19 protein-coding genes are annotated in these 19,208 nt (G+C 46.1%); 17 read left to right on the top strand and 2 right to left on the bottom strand.

Annotated elements, in window-relative coordinates; translation table 11 throughout:
* Positions 1-5: 5 nt before the first annotated feature.
* The 14 genes from MKY95_RS27110 (at position 6) to MKY95_RS27045 (ending at position 12,935) form a co-directional block, all read left to right on the top strand.
* Complete coding sequence (locus MKY95_RS27110) at positions 6-800, top strand: SAM-dependent methyltransferase (protein ID WP_339195317.1); 795 nt, start codon at positions 6-8, stop codon at positions 798-800.
* A gap of 66 nt (positions 801-866) precedes the next feature.
* Complete coding sequence (locus MKY95_RS27105; RefSeq protein WP_339195315.1) at positions 867-2,153, top strand: opine metallophore biosynthesis dehydrogenase; 1,287 nt, start codon at positions 867-869, stop codon at positions 2,151-2,153.
* 278 nt (positions 2,154-2,431) lie between these two features.
* Positions 2,432-4,021, top strand: a complete 1,590-nt coding sequence (gene nikA / locus MKY95_RS27100; protein WP_101314293.1) for a nickel ABC transporter substrate-binding protein — start codon at positions 2,432-2,434, stop codon at positions 4,019-4,021.
* Between the two features lie 13 nt (positions 4,022-4,034).
* Positions 4,035-4,967, top strand: a complete 933-nt coding sequence (opp1B, locus tag MKY95_RS27095) for a nickel/cobalt ABC transporter permease (protein ID WP_339195312.1) — start codon at positions 4,035-4,037, stop codon at positions 4,965-4,967.
* On the top strand, positions 4,967-5,863 hold the full coding sequence (opp1C, locus tag MKY95_RS27090; RefSeq protein ID WP_339195310.1) for a nickel/cobalt ABC transporter permease: 897 nt from the start codon (positions 4,967-4,969) through the stop codon (positions 5,861-5,863). Before opp1B ends, opp1C begins: the two co-directional genes overlap by 1 nt.
* Entirely contained in the window at positions 5,844-6,653 is an 810-nt protein-coding gene (locus tag MKY95_RS27085) for an ABC transporter ATP-binding protein (protein ID WP_339195307.1), read from the top strand. The genes opp1C and MKY95_RS27085 overlap by 20 nt, the downstream gene beginning before the upstream one ends.
* Positions 6,654-7,406 (top strand): ABC transporter ATP-binding protein, encoded by a 753-nt coding sequence (locus tag MKY95_RS27080; RefSeq protein WP_339195305.1) that lies wholly within the window; start codon positions 6,654-6,656, stop codon positions 7,404-7,406.
* A gap of 13 nt (positions 7,407-7,419) precedes the next feature.
* A complete protein-coding gene (locus tag MKY95_RS27075; protein WP_339195302.1) occupies positions 7,420-8,613 on the top strand; it encodes an MFS transporter in 1,194 nt (397 codons plus the stop codon).
* 41 nt (positions 8,614-8,654) lie between these two features.
* Entirely contained in the window at positions 8,655-9,875 is a 1,221-nt protein-coding gene (locus MKY95_RS27070) for an MFS transporter (RefSeq protein ID WP_339195299.1), read from the top strand.
* Positions 9,876-10,110: 235 nt separating this feature from the next.
* Positions 10,111-11,307, top strand: coding sequence for a GTP-binding protein (locus MKY95_RS27065; RefSeq protein ID WP_339195296.1), 1,197 nt, complete (start codon positions 10,111-10,113; stop codon positions 11,305-11,307).
* 53 nt (positions 11,308-11,360) lie between these two features.
* Positions 11,361-11,630, top strand: a complete 270-nt coding sequence (gene rpsN, locus MKY95_RS27060; RefSeq protein WP_339195293.1) for a 30S ribosomal protein S14 — start codon at positions 11,361-11,363, stop codon at positions 11,628-11,630.
* Positions 11,631-11,842: 212 nt separating this feature from the next.
* Positions 11,843-12,007: a DUF3024 domain-containing protein gene (locus MKY95_RS27055; RefSeq protein ID WP_156946161.1), complete on the top strand. Its 165-nt coding sequence runs from the start codon at positions 11,843-11,845 to the stop codon at positions 12,005-12,007.
* A gap of 208 nt (positions 12,008-12,215) precedes the next feature.
* Complete coding sequence (locus tag MKY95_RS27050) at positions 12,216-12,692, top strand: DUF2975 domain-containing protein (RefSeq protein ID WP_339195287.1); 477 nt, start codon at positions 12,216-12,218, stop codon at positions 12,690-12,692.
* Between the two features lie 9 nt (positions 12,693-12,701).
* Positions 12,702-12,935, top strand: a complete 234-nt coding sequence (locus tag MKY95_RS27045; RefSeq protein WP_036605834.1) for a helix-turn-helix transcriptional regulator — start codon at positions 12,702-12,704, stop codon at positions 12,933-12,935.
* 80 nt (positions 12,936-13,015) lie between these two features.
* On the opposite strand, the gene MKY95_RS27040 is transcribed toward MKY95_RS27045, so the two are convergent.
* Entirely contained in the window at positions 13,016-13,873 is an 858-nt protein-coding gene (locus tag MKY95_RS27040; RefSeq protein ID WP_076319765.1) for an AraC family transcriptional regulator, read from the bottom strand.
* A 175-nt stretch (positions 13,874-14,048) separates the two neighbouring features.
* Between MKY95_RS27040 and MKY95_RS27035 the strand changes: the two genes are divergently transcribed.
* Positions 14,049-16,121, top strand: a complete 2,073-nt coding sequence (locus MKY95_RS27035; protein ID WP_339195282.1) for a beta-galactosidase — start codon at positions 14,049-14,051, stop codon at positions 16,119-16,121.
* A 144-nt stretch (positions 16,122-16,265) separates the two neighbouring features.
* On the opposite strand, the gene MKY95_RS27030 is transcribed toward MKY95_RS27035, so the two are convergent.
* On the bottom strand, positions 16,266-17,309 hold the full coding sequence (locus MKY95_RS27030; protein WP_339195279.1) for a helix-turn-helix transcriptional regulator: 1,044 nt from the start codon (positions 17,307-17,309) through the stop codon (positions 16,266-16,268).
* 237 nt (positions 17,310-17,546) lie between these two features.
* Between MKY95_RS27030 and modA the strand changes: the two genes are divergently transcribed.
* Together modA and modB are read left to right on the top strand one after the other, a co-directional pair.
* Complete coding sequence (modA, locus tag MKY95_RS27025; protein WP_076319762.1) at positions 17,547-18,419, top strand: molybdate ABC transporter substrate-binding protein; 873 nt, start codon at positions 17,547-17,549, stop codon at positions 18,417-18,419.
* The gene (gene modB / locus MKY95_RS27020) at positions 18,416-19,102 is read left to right on the top strand and encodes a molybdate ABC transporter permease subunit (protein WP_083669918.1); all 687 of its coding nucleotides are present in this window, start codon (positions 18,416-18,418) and stop codon (positions 19,100-19,102) included. Before modA ends, modB begins: the two co-directional genes overlap by 4 nt.
* Positions 19,103-19,208: the final 106 nt, after the last annotated feature.

Here is a 19,208-nt window from a genome sequence, read left to right as displayed (position 1 = left end):
AAGAAATGATCACATTGGTCCATTTTCAGACATGTTTGAGTGAATTTGCAGAGAAATTCGATAAGCTCGCGAGCAAGTATGATCATACGATTCAGCATAGTGCAGAGCTGGAGGCTGTGATCAATGACTATTCCCGCTTTGTGACTGATCAGGACAATAAGGCAGCCTGGGAACAGTTGGAGCATTCGGAGCTGGAAGAACTGGATTCGCTTGTATGGCAGTTAAGAAATAAATCCGCCCAGTGTGTGGCGATCATGGAGAAATATCGTGCATTAAAGTTAGAAAACGGGGATGTTCAGATTGCCGATTATTTCAAAAATATAGAAGAGTGTATCGATAAAGAATTCGGCAGCTTCCATGTCACCTCCGATTCCAACGTATTGTTGGTAGGCTCCGGTTCCTTCCCCATGACACCATTACTCATCGCCAAGCGAACAGGTGCACAGGTTGTCGGGATCGATATTGACGAAGAGTCCATTACACTCGGGCGAAAAGTAGTGGAGACACTGGGAACGGACTTGAAGATTCGTTTGGAGTCAACATTGCTTGAGGATCTGGATTATACCAGGGAAGCAACCCATATCATTTTCAGCTCTACGGTGGCCCCTAAATATGAGCTGCTTGATCAACTGCATGCCCTGACGAATGCACAGGTGGTTGTAGCCATGAGATACGGTGATCAGTTGAAGTCCTTGTTCAATTATCCTATGAGAGAGACGGACAGCAGCAAATGGAAGCTGGTGGATACGATCCTGCGCCCGGATGATGTGTTTGATATTGCGTTGTATCAAAAAGCATAGGTATGCAAGTGCATCCAAGTGCGTCCAAATGGATTACAGATTGAACATTGAATTAAGGAGGCTTATATGAGCAATCTTCAGCGAATCCTGATACTCGGAACCGGACCTGCATCCATTCAGCTTGCGGTAACGCTCAAAGATGATCTCAACTGCTGTATAGGCATTGCGGGGAGACAATCGGTTCGTTCAGCATCCGTATTCTCAGCCCTCGAAGAGAGCAATCAACGTATTCAGGTCAGCATTCAAAATGAGAAACATCAATCGCTCGCAGGTGAGTGTTACGTTGATCATGTGTTCAAGGGATATGACACCATTGATGGTGAATGGGATACACTCATTTTGGCGGTTACCACCGATGCGTATATCGATGTACTGGAACAAATGAATGATGAATTCATCAAACAACTGAAATGTATCATTTTGATTTCTCCAACGTTTGGGTCGAATCGACTTGTGACCCATTACATGAGAGAGCGGAATGTGGAGCCGGAAGTGATCAGTTTCTCTACCTACCTTGGAGATACCCGTTGGATGCACGAACATCCGTCAAATCATGTGATTACTACAGGGGTTAAGAAAAAGGTTTATATCGGTTCCACTCTTTACCCGTCTGAACAGGTGAGTAAGCTACGCCAAGGTTATGAGCGTTTGGGTGTTGCGCTGGATGTGATGCGATCCCCACTGGAGGCGGAAACGAGAAATATCTCGTTGTACGTTCATCCACCCTTGTTCATGAATGACTTCTCATTAGAAGCTATCTTTGGAGCTCCAGATACTCAGAAATACGTATACAAGATGTATCCTGAAGGTCCGATTACACAAATTTTGATACGGGAAATGCGGGCACAGTGGCAGGAGATTATGAATATTACGAACCGACTTGATATTCAGGGAGTCAACCTGCTCCAATTCATGACGGATGACAACTATCCGGTTCGATTAGAGAGTATATCACGCCAGGATATCGAGAATTTCAATCAGCTGCAGGTCATTCATCAAGAGTATTTATTATACATACGGTACACCTCATTATTGATTGATCCATTCTCGGAACCCGACTCGGAAGGGAAATATTTCGACTTTTCAGCAGTCCCATTCCGTAAAACGTTCATGAACCGCGAAGGGGAGTTGGATATTCCCCGTATGCCCAAAGAAGATTACTACCGCATCAAAATCATTCAGGGCATTGCCAGACACCTCGATGTGAGCTGTCCAACGATTGATCAATTTATCGCCAGATTTGAAGCGAAGCTTCAGGAAGTGGCTGACGCACACCCGGATCAGCGCTTGTCCAGCGCCTTTTCAATCCAATCCTTTGAAGAGGATATCCGCATGATCTGCACCGGACTTTGAGTAATAGGGTTAATTACATCTCAAATTAATCAAGTTGAACCTGATGTTTACATCATAACGGAGAGTGCAGAACCAATCTGAAGAAGCGAAGCGTTCGCATTTATCACCGGATTTTCTCTTTGGAAAAGAGAATCAAAAAAATCTGGGGATAACAGCGATCGGAAGATGGTACTGCAATCGGAGTGGTCTGATGTAACCTACAAGGTCTGCTTGTAACTTAATCATCAGGAGGAAATGTTGTGAAAAAGCGTCTTACTTTTACATCTATACTATTGCTGGTGTCTGCCATTGCGCTGCTCGCCGGATGCGGACAGAGCACAAAAGAGAAAGAGAGCGCCCAAACGGAGCCTGTTAATAGCCAGGTACAAACAGAACTTATCTATGCTTCTGCCAAAGATATTAATGATATGAACCCACATCTGTATACAGGCTCCATGCCTGCACAAGGAATGGTATATGAGTCTCTGGTGGAAAACACGCCTGACGGAATCAAGCCATTGCTGGCGGAATCATGGGATATTTCCGAGGATGGCAAGACCTATACCTTTCATCTGCGACAAGATGTGAAATTCCATGATGGAGAGCCGTTCAACGCAGAGGCGGTTAAACAAAATATCGATGAAGTACAGGCGAATGCCGAAAAACATGCCTGGATCAAGCTGTCTACCAAAATCACAAGTGTAACGGTTATCGATGAACACACGGTGGAGCTGACGCTGTCGGAAGCCTATTATCCCGCACTGGTGGAATTGTCCATGACAAGACCTTACGTCTTCATATCACCCAAGGATTTCAATGATGGCGGAACCAAAGACGGAGTGAGTGGTTTCCACGGCACAGGACCTTACAAGCTTACAGCTCATAAAGTCGAAGAGAATGCCACGTTTGAAGCCAATGAAGACTATTGGGGTGGTGCACCTGCAATCAAGAAAATCACATCCAAGGTTCTTCCCGCAGGTGAAACGACATTCCTGGCATTGCAAAAAGGAGAGATCAACTTTGTGTTCACCGATGACCGGGGAGCAGATAGTATCGATGTCGAAGCCATGGACCAATTGGCTGAATCCGGTGGTTATCAAGTGGTTCGAAGTGAAGCGATGAATACCAATATGATCGTAGCCAATAGCAGTCGCGAGAATAGTCCAGTTCAGGAAACGGCAGTGCGGGAAGCGTTATGGGTTGGCATTGATCGGGAAACGATCAGTAAAGATATTTTCAACGGAACGCAGACTGTAGCGGACACGCTATTTTCAGCCAATGTCAATTACGCCAAGGTGGATCTTAAGAAACGGGAGTATGATCCGGAATTAGCTAAAAATCTTCTGGACCAAGCAGGCTGGACATTGGCAGACGGTAAAGTGGTGAGAACGAAGAACGGTCAGCCTTTAGCCACGAATCTCTACTATGACAGCAACTCGTCTTCACAGAAAATACAGGCCGAATTGATCCAGTATTCCATGAAAGAATTGGGTGTTCAGCTTGAAATCGTGGGCGAAGAATCCACTTCCATTGCGAATCGGAGAGCCACCGGGGAATATGATCTGCTCTTTAATCAAACCTGGGGACTGGCTTATGATCCACAGAGTACCATTGCTGCATTTACATCAGATTCGGCATACAAGCATACAACAAGCGGAATTGCCCAAGCAGATGAATTGTACAAAAAAATTGATGCGGTTATGTTCTCCACGGATGAGGCTTCACGCCGATCCCTATATGCCGACATTATGAAGATTGTCCATGATGAAGCAGTCTTCATCCCGATTACCAACGGACGTGTTACCGTAGTCGCTCCCGAGAATCTTAATGGAATCTCATTCAAGCAGACCCAATATGAACTACCTTTTGAAAAAATGAATTTTAAATAGAGCGGAGATGGATATGGGAAGTTATATCATCAAAAGGATTCTGTTAGCCATCCCTTTACTGATTATCATTTCATTTATAACGTTCGTTCTGATTAATCTATCTCCCTTGGACCCGGCGGTTGTTGTGTTACAGGCACAGGAAGTTCCGCAGATCACGGATGAACTGATCGCCCAAACGAATAAAGCGTTGGGATTCGATCAGCCGTTCATGATCCAGTATGCGAACTGGATTATGGCTGTTTTGCAGTTGGACTTCGGCAACTCATATGTATCGGGTGAACCCGTGTGGACTTTGATGGGGCCGGCTTTTATGAACACATTGAAGTTAACGCTCGTCTCATCGGTATTTATTATTGCGCTGTCCATTCTGCTCGGAGTGATCTGTGCCATGAGAGAAGGCAAGCTGCTGGATCGATCGGTCAGAGGCGTATCATTTTTCCTTACGGCCATGCCATCCTACTGGCTTGCAGCTATTATGATCTGGTATTTTTCCGTCAAGCTGGATCTGCTGCCTACCAGTGGTATGGACTCGTATCGAAGCTACATTCTTCCGGTGATTGTGATCACGGTGAGTTATACAGGCATTTATTTCCGAACGGTTCGAAGTTCCATGCTGAGCAATATGAATGAGGACTATGTGTTATATGCACGGGCAAGTGGTCTGAGCGAGAAGAAAGTTACCCTGCATATTCTAAGAAATTCATTACAGGTGGCCGTGTCCATCTTTTGCATGGCGATCCCGATCGTGTTGGGCAGTACGGTAGTCATTGAAAATGTATTTGCCTGGCCGGGGCTCGGGAGGCTCAGCGTGAAATCCATTTTAAGCAGGGATTTTCCGATTATTCAGGCGTATGTTCTGATGTTGGCTGTCACCTTTGTGTTGTTTAACACGATATCCGACATCATTAATGCGGCGATGAATCCCCGGTTGAGAAAGGAATTCTGATGCGAATACTGAAAAATCTGAGCAAAGACAAGCTTGCGATGACCTCTTTGGTGGTGATTATCGCTACGCTTATGGCGGGCATTTTGGCTCCGCTTATTGCGCCGCATGATCCTGGACAAGTGAATATGAAGCTTCGATACGCCTCTTCGTCTTGGGAGTATCTATTAGGCAATGATCATCTGGGCAGATGTGTACTATCCCGGCTTATCTATGGTATCCGTCCAAGTGTGTTATGGGTGCTGGTTGCACTCAGTCTATCTGTTCTGATCGGGGCTATTGTTGGATTTGTCGCGGGTTACTTCAAGGGGAAAGTGGATGCATGGATTATGAGAGTCTGTGATATTATGCTGTCTTTTCCCGGATACGTGATGACACTGGCGGTGGTTGGCATTTTGGGTGCAGGACTGGAGAACATTTTGATTGCCTTTGTGTGGATGAAATGGGCCTGGTTTGCCCGCGTTATTCGAACATCTGTGATGCAATTCTCCGATATGGATTATGTGAAATTCGCTAAAGCCTCCGGCATGCCTAATATGAGAATCATAACCAAACATATTGTTCCGGTTACTTTTGCCGATATTGCTGTCATTGCTAGTGGTTCCATGTGTTCGATGATGTTGCAGATCTCCGGCCTTTCCTTTCTGGGGCTTGGCATTCAGGCTCCGCATGCGGAGTGGGGCATGATGCTCAATGAGGCGAAGGAAGTGATGTTCTCCAGACCGGAATTGATGTTGGCACCGGGCCTGGCCATTGTGGTGGTCGTGTCTGCTTTTAATTTTCTATCGGATGCCCTTCAGGTGGCTCTGGACCCCAAATTGATGACCTCTCAAGGTAAGTCTGACAAGTCTTACGAAAGTGAGGTGAGAAAGACCGCTTATGAATATAGTCGAGGTTGAACATTTGAAGGTATGGGATACCAATACAGGCAAAGTGATCATTCATGACAGTTCATTTGAAGTTAAGCAGGGAAGCTGTATGGCCATTGTAGGGGAAAGTGGTAGCGGTAAATCCGTTACGTGCAGAGCTCTCATGCGATTGAACAAGCCATGGATTCGCCAATCGGGCACGATGTTATTCCAGGGCGAAGACCTGAACCGGATTTCGGAACCGGAGATGCGGCGTAAGCGGGGCAAGCATCTATGTATGATTTTGCAGAATGGCATGAGTGCATTTGATCCTTCCTGTGTCATTGGTGTTCATATTCGGGAGACGCTTCAGCAGCATTTTGGCTGGAACACCCGCGAGATTGAATTGAAAATCATCAATGCCATGGAAAGCGTCATGCTCAGACATCCGCGCGAGATTCTGAATCAATATCCACATCAGCTGTCCGGTGGGATGCTGCAACGAATCATGATTGCACTGGCATTGGTGCTGGAGCCTGATCTGATTATTGCGGATGAGCCAACAACGGCACTGGATACGATCTCTCAATATGAAGTGGTGGAGCAATTGATTCAATTACGTGAACGCATGGGCTGTTCCATGATATTCATCTCCCATGATCTCGGCGTTGTCCAGAAGATTGCAGATGACGTGATGGTCATGAAAGACGGCGAGATCGTAGAGCGCGGCAGCATGCATTCTGTTTTGACAGAGCCGAAGCATGCCTATACGCAGTATCTGGTCTCTACCCGACTGGAGCTGAGCAATCATTTTAAGGCGTTGATGCAGGGGGAGTCATAGATGCTAAAGGTGGAAGGTATCGAAAAATCATATAACCAAGGCGGACTGTTCTCCAAGCACAAACAACAAGTTTTGAAACAGGTTACCTTTGAATGCCAGAAGGGCGAGTGTCTCGGTATCATCGGTGAAAGCGGAAGCGGTAAATCTACGTTGGGCCGTCTGATTCTGGGCATTGAACGCCCGGATCGTGGAACGATCTCGCTCGATGGTAAAGACGTACAGGATCGACGTGTACGGATGGGTAACATCAGCGCCGTTTTTCAAAATTATACGTCCTCCATCAATCCATTTCTTACCGTGGAAGCTGCCATTATGGAACCGATGCAAGCACAGCAAAAGCTGCGAAAGGATCAGGGTAACTCAGAGAAGGTGGATCTGTTGCTGAGCCAAGTTGGACTGGACCCTTCCTATAGATCCAAATATCCGCATGAACTATCGGGCGGGGAGGCTCAGAGAGTGTGCATTGCCAGGGCCATCTCCACCGCCCCTAAATGCATCGTGTTTGATGAAGCGATCAGCTCACTGGACGTGTCTGTTCAGATTCAGGTGTTGCAATTGTTGAAAGAGCTGAAAGAAATCTACAAGCTGAGCTATGTCTTTATCACACATGATATACAGGCGGCAGCCTATATCTGCGACAGGGTGATCATTTTCAGAGAGGGACAGGTTGTAGAGATCGTTCCGACCAATCAACTTAAGGGCGTACAGTCCGATTATGCGAAGCGATTATTGAAGCATTTAATTACATTTTAGGAGGAGCCCCATTGTGAGTGGAGCGATGTCTTGGCCTTTTCTACGCTTGTACATACTGGTTCTTCTATATTTCAGTGCCAATGCCATTCTTAACGTGATCATCCCATTACAAGGGAAGTCTTTGGGCGCGAGCGGTACAACAATTGGACTGATTATGGGTGCTTATATGTTCACAACGATGTTCTTCAGACCCTGGGCAGGTCGGATTATTCAAAAGCACGGTCCGATTAAAATATTGCGTCTGATTCTGATTATCAATGGATTTGCGCTGATTTTATATACCTTTACGGGACTCGGCGGTTATTTGGTTGCTCGTATTTTACAAGGTGTATCGACAGCGTTTTTCTCCATGGCTTTGCAGATTGGCATTATTGATGCCCTTCCGGAGAAAGATCGCTCTCAGGGGATTTCGTATTATTCGTTGTTCAGTTATATACCGGGGATCGTGGGGCCTGTTATCGCTTTAGGAATCTGGCAGACGGGTGGCATGGATTACTTTACAGTGGTTCTGATCGGCATTGCCGTCTGTACGGGCGTCTTCGGATATACCGCCAAAATGGAACCAAACAAGGAGAAACCTGCTGAGAATCCATCGGAGCAGAATGTGAGCATGTGGGAATCCTTTGGTCAGTTGGTGAAGAATCCGTATTTATTTCGCTGTAGTGTGTTAATGCTCGCTGCCTCGGTTGTATTTGGCGCGATTACCACCTTTATTCCGCTGTATGCGAGCCAAGTACCAAACGGGAATGCCGGTTTATATCTGATGCTTCAGGCAGGAACGGTAGTGCTGGCTCGAATTATGCTTCGAAAAAAGATTCCTTCCGATGGCAGTTGGCATTCTCCTTTCATGATGGGCACCATGTGTCTGCTCGCCGTAGCTGCGCAATGTGTCAGTTTTGCCGTGACAGGCGGAGTAGTCTTTTTCTATGTGGGCGCTGTATTCATGGGAATCGGTCAGGCGATCCTGTATCCGACACTCACGACCTATTTATCTTTTGTCTTGCCTAAGCTGAACCGGAACGCCCTGATCGGGTTATTTATTGCAATGGCGGATCTGGGCATTTCTCTGGGTGGTGTGATTATGGGACCCGTCGCTGACTTCTCTTCCTATTCATTTATGTACATGATCTGTGCTATCCTAGGAGCGGTAATGATCGTTTTTGCCTATGAACGGCGTAGACCCGTGACAGGTACATCTGTGAATTGACTGCCAGGAGAGAAAGTGGTGACGAACGTTTGAAGGCTTCAATGACGGCAACATCCAATGGAAAATTAAATCCGGTATCCTTTTCGTTTATCCGGTTTTATATGCTGGCCTTTTTATTTTTTGCGGCAAATTCAGCTTTGACGATTATTCTGCCTTTGCGAAGCGAGGCTGCCGGATTGAATCAGGCTGAGATTGGTCTGATGATGGGGGCATACATGTTCACTTGTATGCTCTTGAGACCTTTTGCAGCACAGCTGCTGGGTAAACATGGGCCGCTTCGAGTGATGCAATGGCTATTGCTTCTGCATGCGGGCACGCTGCTGCTGTTTGTTTTTTTTGGTGTGGAGACGTATCTGTGGTTGCGAGCCCTGCAAGGCGTGGCTACAGCCTTTTTCTCGATGACGATGCAGGCAGGCATTGTGGAAAAGCTGGAGGACAAAGACCGGGCACAAGGGCTTTCCATGTACACCCTGTTTACGATGGTTCCTTCTCTGGTCATTCCGATCCTTGCCATACAAATCTGGGAAAATGCCAGTGATCTGGCGTTTACGCTGCTGATGATCGGACTGGCGGCTCTGCCACTTCTGATTGGATATAATGTGGATCTGCCGCGAAGTACCGTGCAGAACAAATCGTACACCTTGGGCGATATGTTTCGTTCATTCGGCGGCATCTGGCGCAGTACGCCACTGCTAATCAGCAGTGTGGTGATGCTGTTTGCTTCCTGCGTTTTTGGGGCAACAGCGACCTTCCTTCCCTTGTATATGGTATCCACCGGAATGGCAAGTGCAGGCGTATTTCTGACGATACAGGGATTGGTTGTGATCCTGTGCAGGTTTATTTTGCGTAAAAAAATTCCGTCTGATGGTAGCTGGAATACTTGGCTGATGGCAGGGTTAATGCTATGTGCAGCACTGGGAACCCAGTTACTCAGCTTAATGGAGATCATCGGGCCATTGGTGTATCTCTCCGCGGTGTTCAGCGGTTTTGCCCTGGCACTGTTGTACCCGACATTAACCACATATCTGTCCTTTGTGCTGCCTGCGGATTCCAGATATGTACTCATGGGGATTTTCATGTCCTCGTATGACCTCGGATTCTCTCTGGGTGGACTGGCAATGGGGCTCATTGTGCAAATGAGTTCGTATTCGACCATGTTTATGATCTGCACGTTGCTGTCTATTGCAGCGATGGTACTGGTGTTGGTGTTCAGGCAACGGATGGAAGCGGGCAATAAGGCCAGATCTGGGGTGACTATATAAATTGAACTAAAGAACATTTACAGAGGAGGTTTATGACTCATTTCTTGCCAAAACGTATCCTCAGGATGCGAAAGTGCAAGGGCTGGTCGTCAGCCTTTTTTTGTATTTTTGCAGGTTGAAATCAAAAATAGTTTGACAATGACTGTCTAACAGGATTATATTCATTGTTGTTAATCGTAATAATTACTATTAAAGTCTGAATTACACAGACTGCACATATAAGGAGTAGATTTCTATGACACAAAAGCAAGTTCCGGTAACCGTACTGAGTGGTTACCTCGGTTCAGGGAAAACGACGGTTTTGAATCACGTGTTGAACAACAGACAAGGGCTTAAGGTTGCCGTAATCGTTAACGACATGAGTGAGGTCAATATTGATGCAGCGCTGGTTAAGGGGGAGGCAACCTTGTCTCGAACCGAAGAGAAGCTGGTGGAGTTGTCGAACGGCTGCATCTGTTGCACCTTGCGGGATGATCTGATGCAGGAGATTGAGAAGCTGGTGAACGAAGGCAAGTATGACTATATTTTGATCGAATCCACCGGCATCAGTGAACCTGTTCCAGTTGCACAGACCTTTACATACGCCGATGAAGAGTCGGGTATTGACCTGACTAGTCTGGCCCGATTGGATTGTTTGGTAACGGTAGTAGATGCCAATCGATTCTGGCATGATTTTGGATCAGGTCAGAGTCTTCTGGATCGTAATCAGGCGACCGGAGATGAGGACACCCGTGACGTTGTAGACTTGTTGATTGATCAGATCGAAACCTGTGATGTGCTGCTACTGAACAAATGTGATCTGGTCGATGACACCGAGCTGAACAAGCTCGAAGGTATCATCCGCAAGTTACAGCCTAACGCCAAGATCATTCGGACCGAGAATGGACAGGTGAATCCGTCCGAGATTCTAAATACAGGCCGCTTTGATTTTGAGAAAGTGAGCATGTCCGCTGGATGGATTCAGGAGCTGGAGAAGGAGTCGCATACACCGGAAACCGAGGAATATGGTATTGGTTCCTTTGTCTATCGCCGTAGAAAGCCATTCCATCCTTCCCGTCTGGCTGAATTCATGAGTTACTGGCCGGAAGAAGTGGTACGTGCCAAAGGTTTGGTATGGCTTGCGGCTGAAGGGGATGTTGCGGCAAGTCTCAGTCAGGCAGGGCCATCCATTCAGTTCGGTCCTGCGGGACATTGGGTCGCGGCGTTGCCGGAAGCGGACAAAGAAGAGATTTTACGTAACGAGCCGGATGTTCTGGAGAAATGGGATGCCCAGTGGGGAGATCGTCAGACGGAGCTTGTCATGATTGGGATCGAAATGGAGCGTGCAAGCATTGAAGATGAGCTGGACCAGTGCCTGCTCAGTGATGAAGAAATGCTGGGCGACTGGGGCCAGTTCGACAATCCACTGCCATGGCCTGTGGAAGCGGTATAACTCGGAAGTTGATGTTCTAAACATAAATTTAATGGATAAAGGAGCTGTATTTCATGGCTAAAAAATCAAAAGTGGTACGTGAGAAGCAACGTCAGGCGATCGTGGCAAAATATGCGGACCTGCGCCGGGAATTGAAGGAAAAAGGGGATTACGAAGCATTGCAGAAATTGCCGCGTAATGCATCTCCGACCAGACTAAAGAACCGTTGCGAAGTGACAGGCCGCCCGCGGGGTTATCAACGCAAGTTCAAGGTATCTCGGATTAAGTTCAGAGAACTGGCTCATCAAGGACAGATTCCTGGCGTAACAAAATCAAGCTGGTAAAATGATCAAGGGATGTGGCTGACCACCTTTGCATGGAGCAGGTTGTTGTGTGCTTGGAGCTGCATGTGGTGCGTAGAACAGAGGTGGTATTTTGCTGAAAGGGTGTGCATCTTCATGCTGGACTTGTTTACGTTACGAAGAATTCAGTCCGTAATGAACGGATATATTCACGAGAAGGTACCTGCGCCACTGAACGGTATCAATGGGATAAGATGCATATTGCCCGATTTTACTGGGAAGAAAATCAGTGGAAAGTGTATGCCAGAGATGAACAGAGCAGCTGGAATCCGGTAGATGTTATTACACCTTGTTCCGATTTTGAGAATGTGCTTGAACAGGTGGAAAGGGATGAGGCTGGACTGTTCTGGCGTATGTGAGCGAGTTCAAAGATAACTACATTCAGTAGCTATCTTTGGGCTTTTTTTGTGTCCAAAAATCATTGAAGCAAAGAGGGGGGCGATCTTTTGGTCTCTCTTCCTTAATGTGCAAAAGAATAAATAAAATCTGTTTTGCAATAAAAATTTATTGTAAAACGATAAATACTATGATAAATTCATATCATTTAAAACAAGTGAGGTGCTTTTTGTGAAGCGAGGTACAACCATCTTTTTAAAATTGGCTGTGTTGCTTATTGGTGTTCCCATTCTTGCCTTATGTATATTCGGCATACCTTGGTTAGCGAACAACCCGGTGAATCCGAATTATGCAGGTGCGCTATACCCCATAGTGATTATTATGTATGTGTCCGTTATTCCGTTTATTGTTGCACTGTACCAGGCATTCCGTCTGCTGAGCTACATCGACAAAAATGAAGCGTTCTCTCTAATGTCAGTGAAATCCTTAAAAACAATAAAATATTGTGCTATTGTAATCAGTAGTTTCTATTTTGTGATGTTGCCATTTGTTTATGTTGTAGCAGAGAAAGATGATGCCCCAGGCCTCATTCTTATGGGAATGGTTCCTGTTTTTGCTTCATTGGTCATTGCAGTGTTCTCCGCTGTGCTCCAAATATTGTTACAGGAAGCGATTGATATCAAATCAGAAAATGACCTAGTGGTCTGAGGTGAATATATGGCCATTATAATTAATATTGATGTGATGTTGGCAAAGAGGAAAATGACGGTTACCGAGCTTGCAGAGAGAGTTGAGATCACAATCGCCAATATTTCCATATTAAAAACAGGAAAAGCAAAAGCGATCCGTTTATCCACTCTGGATGCGATCTGTAAAGCACTGGATTGTCAGCCTGGAGATATATTGGAATATAAGGCTGATGAGGACGAAGATACAAATGAACTTATATAAAAAATGAACGAAAAAGACTCTGCATGTTATATGCAGAGTCTTTTTTTGCATCAGCTTGTTCAAGGAATACGTCCCGTGCCCTATAACGAATGATTGTGCATCATTCGAAATTGCATAGGTGTTACGTTTTCCTGGGTTTTAAAACAGCGGATGAAGTAGCTTGACTGTGAAAATCCCGTTTCCAGTGTAATTTGTTTAATGGAAAGGTTGGTTGTGGCGAGCAGCTGTTTCGCATGTAGTAGCCTGGATTCCAAGAGGAATTCCGGGAAGGAGATGCCAAACGTCTGACTGAACTTGCGGCTAAAGTATGTTGTACTGTATCCGGCAATTCCGGCAGCGTGATCAAGTGTGATGTGCTCGTTACTATGGGAACGAATATAATTCCCTGCTTCACGAATTCGCTCTGAAGTGTGATTTAAAGAAACATTGATTTGACTCGCTGCGGATTGCAATCGGGTCAGAAGTTCATATAATGTTGCTGCCACACTGTGCTCGTCCTCCACCTGATAGCCTCTGCCTAGCTCCAGCAATCGATCCATGAGCGCGGTAACCACCGGAAAGTTGGAACATTGAAACAGCCAGGGCTCGTCAACGCCTTTTCCATTTAACAGTTCTTCGAGACGAATACCGTAGAAGTGAATCCAACGAATACTCCAAGGGTCATCCAAATCTGAATAGTAGGTTTGTCTGAGACCGGGACCGTAGAGGAATCCCTGCCCTCGTGTTAGCTCATAACGAGTGGTTCCCGTGTCCAGGAATCCTTTACCTTCAAGTACAAGGTGCAAATTATAGCAATGATCCAAGTTGATATCTTTCGTTCGATATTCCCGATTCACATAATGTTTCGGAAAGTCACTGTACCCTCCAATAAAATCGGGAAAGCATACATGTCTGGGGAAAACCGGCTTGGGGAGAAAGATGTGTTCTTTCACGTGCATCCTCCATTTAAACGCAATATTTTTATGTAGTGAACTGAAATGGATTCATCCCACTGTTATTTGAATCTTGGACAATGACAATATTTTATTATAAGTCGCATAATCTTGTCATTTATTATATGTGAAGGTTCCAATAGAATGGAGGCAATATGGCAGGTTAAGGGGGCAATTAAAGGTGGCAAAATCAATCCAAATGGATGAATTAAAAATGGGGGTCTGTTATTACCCTGAGCACTGGTCGGAAGCGTTGTGGGAGGACGATTTCCGTAGAATGAAAGAGATGAATATCACAGTTATTCGGATGGCTGAATTTGCATGGTCTATCTTTGAATCGGAAGAAGACCAGTTCGATTTTAGTTTTTTCCAGAAGGCACTGGATCTGGCGCATCAATACGGTTTAAGTGTTATTTTGGGAACACCTACTGCAACTCCACCAGCGTGGTTAACATCCAAATATCCTGAAGTATTAAACGCAAATAAAGACGGGGTGTTGTATCAACACGGCATGCGGCGTCATACCAACTACAGCAGCCCAATCTTCAGACAGCAATGTGAAAAAATCGTGCGCAATATGGTGATTGCCTATAAAGATCATCCGGCTCTCATTGGATGGCAGATCGATAATGAATTCAATTGTCATATGGATGTTTTCTATGCTGAGGCGGACCATGTCGCCTTCCGTGAATGGTTAAAGGATCGTTATGAATCGTTGGAGAATCTGAACCAGGCTTGGGGAACCGTTTTCTGGAGTCAGACCTATACTGACTGGGAGCAAGTTCACCTTACCCGAAATATGGTCAGCCAATCGCCCAACCCTCATTTGGCACTAGATGAAAAGAGATTCATCTCAGCAAATACCATTTCATTTGCCAAGCTTCAGGTGGACATCATTCGGGAACTGGACCCGGAACATTGGATCACAACAAACGGTACGTTTGGACACTTGGATAATCATGAAATGACAGAGGAGCTATTGGATTTCTTCTCCTATGATTCGTATCCGCAGTTTGCCACGATCTTCCCAGGGACAGACGATAACTCATTACAAGATCGGGCCTGGAGCATGAAACTGTCGAACGTACGTAACATGTCACCGAACTTCTGCGTCATGGAACAACAGTCTGGGCCAGGAGGCTGGGTCGACAGTATAGGCATGGGTACGCCAAGACCGGGACAGATCCGATTATGGTCGTATCAATCTGTTCTTCACGGAACAGATCTACTCGTCTACTTCCGCTGGCGGACGGCAACATTTGGCACGGAGATGTACTGGCATGGCATCAATGATTACCATAATCAACCTAACAGAAGAGTACGCGAGGTTGCACAAGTAGGGGAAGAGTTTGCCAAGATCGGGCGTGTTATTGCGGGCACTACATATCAAGCCGATGTTGCGATCCTACAGGATTACGATAACCTGTGGGACGGAGAGTTGGACGAATGGCACGGTCCGCTTCAGCAACAGAGTGTTCGCTCCTGGTATAAGCAGCTCCAGTATCGTCATATTCCGACGGACATGGTTACACTGCAACCAACGACAACACTGGAAGAGTTATCCGAATATAAGGTGATTATCTATGCTCACCCGGCCATCATGACAGACGAGACAGCAGAACTTCTGCAAGCCTATGTCAGTCAAGGAGGCACTCTGTTTTTCGGTGCTCGCACCGGATATAAGGATCTCAAGGGGCATTGTTACATGAGACCGTTCCCTGGGGCTGTCGCTGAGTTGTGTGGTGTAACCGTAGAGGACTTTACCTTAATCAAAGGAACCGTTCCAGCAGCCAGACTGCAATGGAGTGGGGCGAGTGAGCGACTTCAGGAGGGAACGTCAACGGCCGGATTTAACGAAGTTCTTCATGTGGAGCATGCTGACGTGCAGGTCATGGCTGAGTATACATCTGAATATTATGCAGGTAGTCCTGCATTGACCAAACGTACGGTAGGTCAGGGGCAAGTATGGTATTATGGAGCGGCTTACAATGAACCGGTCGTAGATGCTCTCCTGGATGAAATAGAGCTATCTTCACCTGTGGGTGACCTGGTAGAGGTACCGTCCGAAGTTGAGCTTGGTATCCGTTCTGGTAAGGATAAAGCTTATGTCTTTTTACTCAACTACTCGGATCAACAAGTCCCCATTAACCTTAAGAAGCAAGTAAAAGAGTTACTGTCAGGTACAACACTTCAGAATGAGATCAACATGCCCGCGTATGGTGTGTTCATTTTTGAGATCGATTTGCCACATTAAGCAATCCATTCATCGATATCATGCGTTATATATAGAAAGAAACACCAAAAACGCCTTGCAGCCCTTGCAAGGCGTTTTGTATATGCATGATGTAATGTTGAATACACGTTGAGCATGGGCTGTTATTGTCTACATTTGGTATACCTATGCTTCGTACAAAATCTCACCTGTCCGAGATACGTCATATCCCTCGAATGATTGCAGTTCCTGCCTGAACTCCGGCGATTGGAGAATTCGCAGTACAGATTCTGTCCAAGCTTCATTACCTTGCTTCCTCAGCATGACCAGATCATAACGTTCCTGAATGAGCGGGATAAAATCAACCTGTCCCACAAGTCGCGCAGCCTTCTCAATGCCAACTCCGACATCAGCTTCTCCTGAACTGACTTTGGCCGCCACGCCCATGTGGCTGGTTTCTTCGGTTTCATATCCGATCAGACCTGCTGCAGGAATTCCATGCAGTCGAAGTTGCTCATCCAGCAATACTCTCGCGCCAGAACCTATCTCCCGATTAGCTAGTCTCAGTTCAGGCTTGCTCAGATCGGTCCAATTCTGCAAGTTCTGTGGATTGCCACGCTGTACATATAGTCCGGCAGGACGTGACAGCAGGTTCACCACCACATAAGATCGTCCTGTCAGAATTTTGCGAATATACGGCAGATTATACTCACCGGTATCTCCGTCGAGCAGATGGGTGCTGACCAGATCGGACTCACCGCGATACATCGAGATAAGCCCATCCAGACTACCCATGAACGAACGTAACGGACGAATGTCCCGAGTTTGTTTTTCCATATGGCGCATTAGAATATCCAGACTGACATCCTGACCTGTTATGACCAGATGCCGTGGTACAGCAGTCATTGCATGAGCAGAACTCGCTGGAGTAATCGCATGCGCAGACCCAACGGGTGTAGTCGATTGTATGGAAGTACCCTGAAAATCACCCGGACTTGGCTGAGTCCCTGATTCCGAGGTCTGATGAGGAGTCGGGATACGCTGACCTGAGGACTGAAGTTGCTTGGAGCGACGTTTATATGCCTCCAGATCGGTTGCATCAATTCGCATTTGTTTACCCACACGGTATGCGACGAGGTCTCCTTTTTTGATTAGGTCATAGACCGTCAGTTTCGATATTTTGAGCAGCTTGGATATTTCTTCGGTTGTGTAGGATTGCTCCTCCGTCATAAGTGAAGATCCTCCTTCAAAGGTATAGAGCAATGATGGTTTTATTATGAATGTTTCTTGTACTATATCATTAATTGAGGGATGCCATAAACCTGAGAACACGCAATAAACGCATAGGACAGATAACAAAAATCAAATGTGATCTTAATCACCTTCCTATTTTTTTTGTCTTGTGTATAATTAGATATAATCAATTATAACTAGTTATATCTAAAGATAACGTTGGGGGAGAAATGAATGAGAAAGAGAATCGGATATGTGTTGGGAAGTATGTCACTGGGACTGGCTCTTGTATTGGCTGGTTGCGGCGCAAACACGGGCGCTACGGATACATCCACGGGTGCAGAACAAACGACCTCAACGCCAGCGGCATCAGGTGAAAGTTCATCAGCAGGAAATACCGATCCGCAGGAAACGGTAGATCTGACAATCTCTGCGGCGGCCAGTCTGACCGATGCGATGAAAGAGATTGAAACCAATTATGAGTTAGCTAATCCTCATATAGAACTTAATTTTAACTTTGGCGCCTCGGGTGCCTTGCAACAGCAGATCGAACAGGGTGCCCCGGCTGATATCTTTGTATCGGCGGCAACGAAAAATATGAATGCGCTAGTGGATGAAAACCTGATTGCATCGGGCGATCAGAAGAATCTGCTACAGAATTCACTGGTGGCCATAGTGCCAGCAGATGGGACCCACACAGTAACCAGTGAAACGGATCTCACCAGCGACTCCATCAAGACGGTAGCCATTGGGATTCCGGAAAGTGTTCCTGCGGGAACCTATGCCAAGGAAGCTCTGACCAATGCCAAGCTGTGGGATGAACTGGAAAGTAAACTTGTGCAGGGGAAAGACGTTAGACAGGTTCTTCAATATGTAGAGACAGGTAATGCAGATGCAGGATTTGTATATAAAACGGATGCTCTTACTTCGGATCAGGTGAAAATTGCGTTTGAGGTGGACAAGAACAGCTACACACCAGCCAATTATCCAATAGGCATTATTGAAGGAACCAAACACCGTACAGAGGCCGAACAATTTTATGCGTATTTACAAACCCCTGAAGTACTGGATATCTTCGCGAAATACGGATTCACAATTCCGGAATGAATGTGAACGCCATAGACTGGTCCGTATTCTGGTCACCGGTGCGTTTGTCACTTCAGGTTGCGCTGTTATCCAGCGTTGTGGCCACTGTGCTCGGAATTGCGATAGCCTGGAAGATGTCACGTTCTTCATTTCGGGGAAAGATTCTGCTGGAAACGGCATTTATGCTGCCGCTAGTCCTTCCTCCGACGGTGGTTGGATTTCTGTTACTTGTCATACTGGGGCGTAAAAGTCTGTTTGGACAATGGATTGAAGCCATATTCTCCGCACCGGTTATTTTCACCTGGTGGGCTGCGGTGATTGCTTCGGTGGTGGTTGCTTTTCCACTCGTGTATCAGACGATGAAATCGGGATTCAGTGGTGTGGATCGTGATCTGGAGGATGCAGGTCGTTCGATTGGTGCAAATGAGTGGCAGGTTTTTCGTTACATTTCCCTGCCGCTCGCAGGCAGAGCATTGATGACCGCTTTCATCCTGGGCTTTGCCCGTGCACTCGGCGAATTCGGAGCGACACTGATGATTGCAGGCAATATTCCGGGCAAAACACAAACGGTACCCACGGCAATCTATGTCGCTGTAGATTCGGGCAATCAGACCATGGCCTGGGCATGGACTGTTTCCATTATTATCATCTCGTTTCTCATGTTACTGATGACCAGACAGCAGCGAGATGGAAAAAATGACTAATTTGATATGTGTTGATATTATATATAAAATGATGAAAAATCCGTTTTGAGGAAAGAACTTTTTTCCTTAACGCGGGTTTTTATTACCAATTTCATATGTACCAATA

Source organism: Paenibacillus sp. FSL P4-0176 (genome assembly GCF_037975265.1).
GTDB lineage: Bacteria > Bacillota > Bacilli > Paenibacillales > Paenibacillaceae > Paenibacillus > Paenibacillus amylolyticus.
The sequence above is the reverse complement of the archived record's forward strand: the minus strand, read 5'-3'. Positions and strand labels throughout refer to the sequence as shown.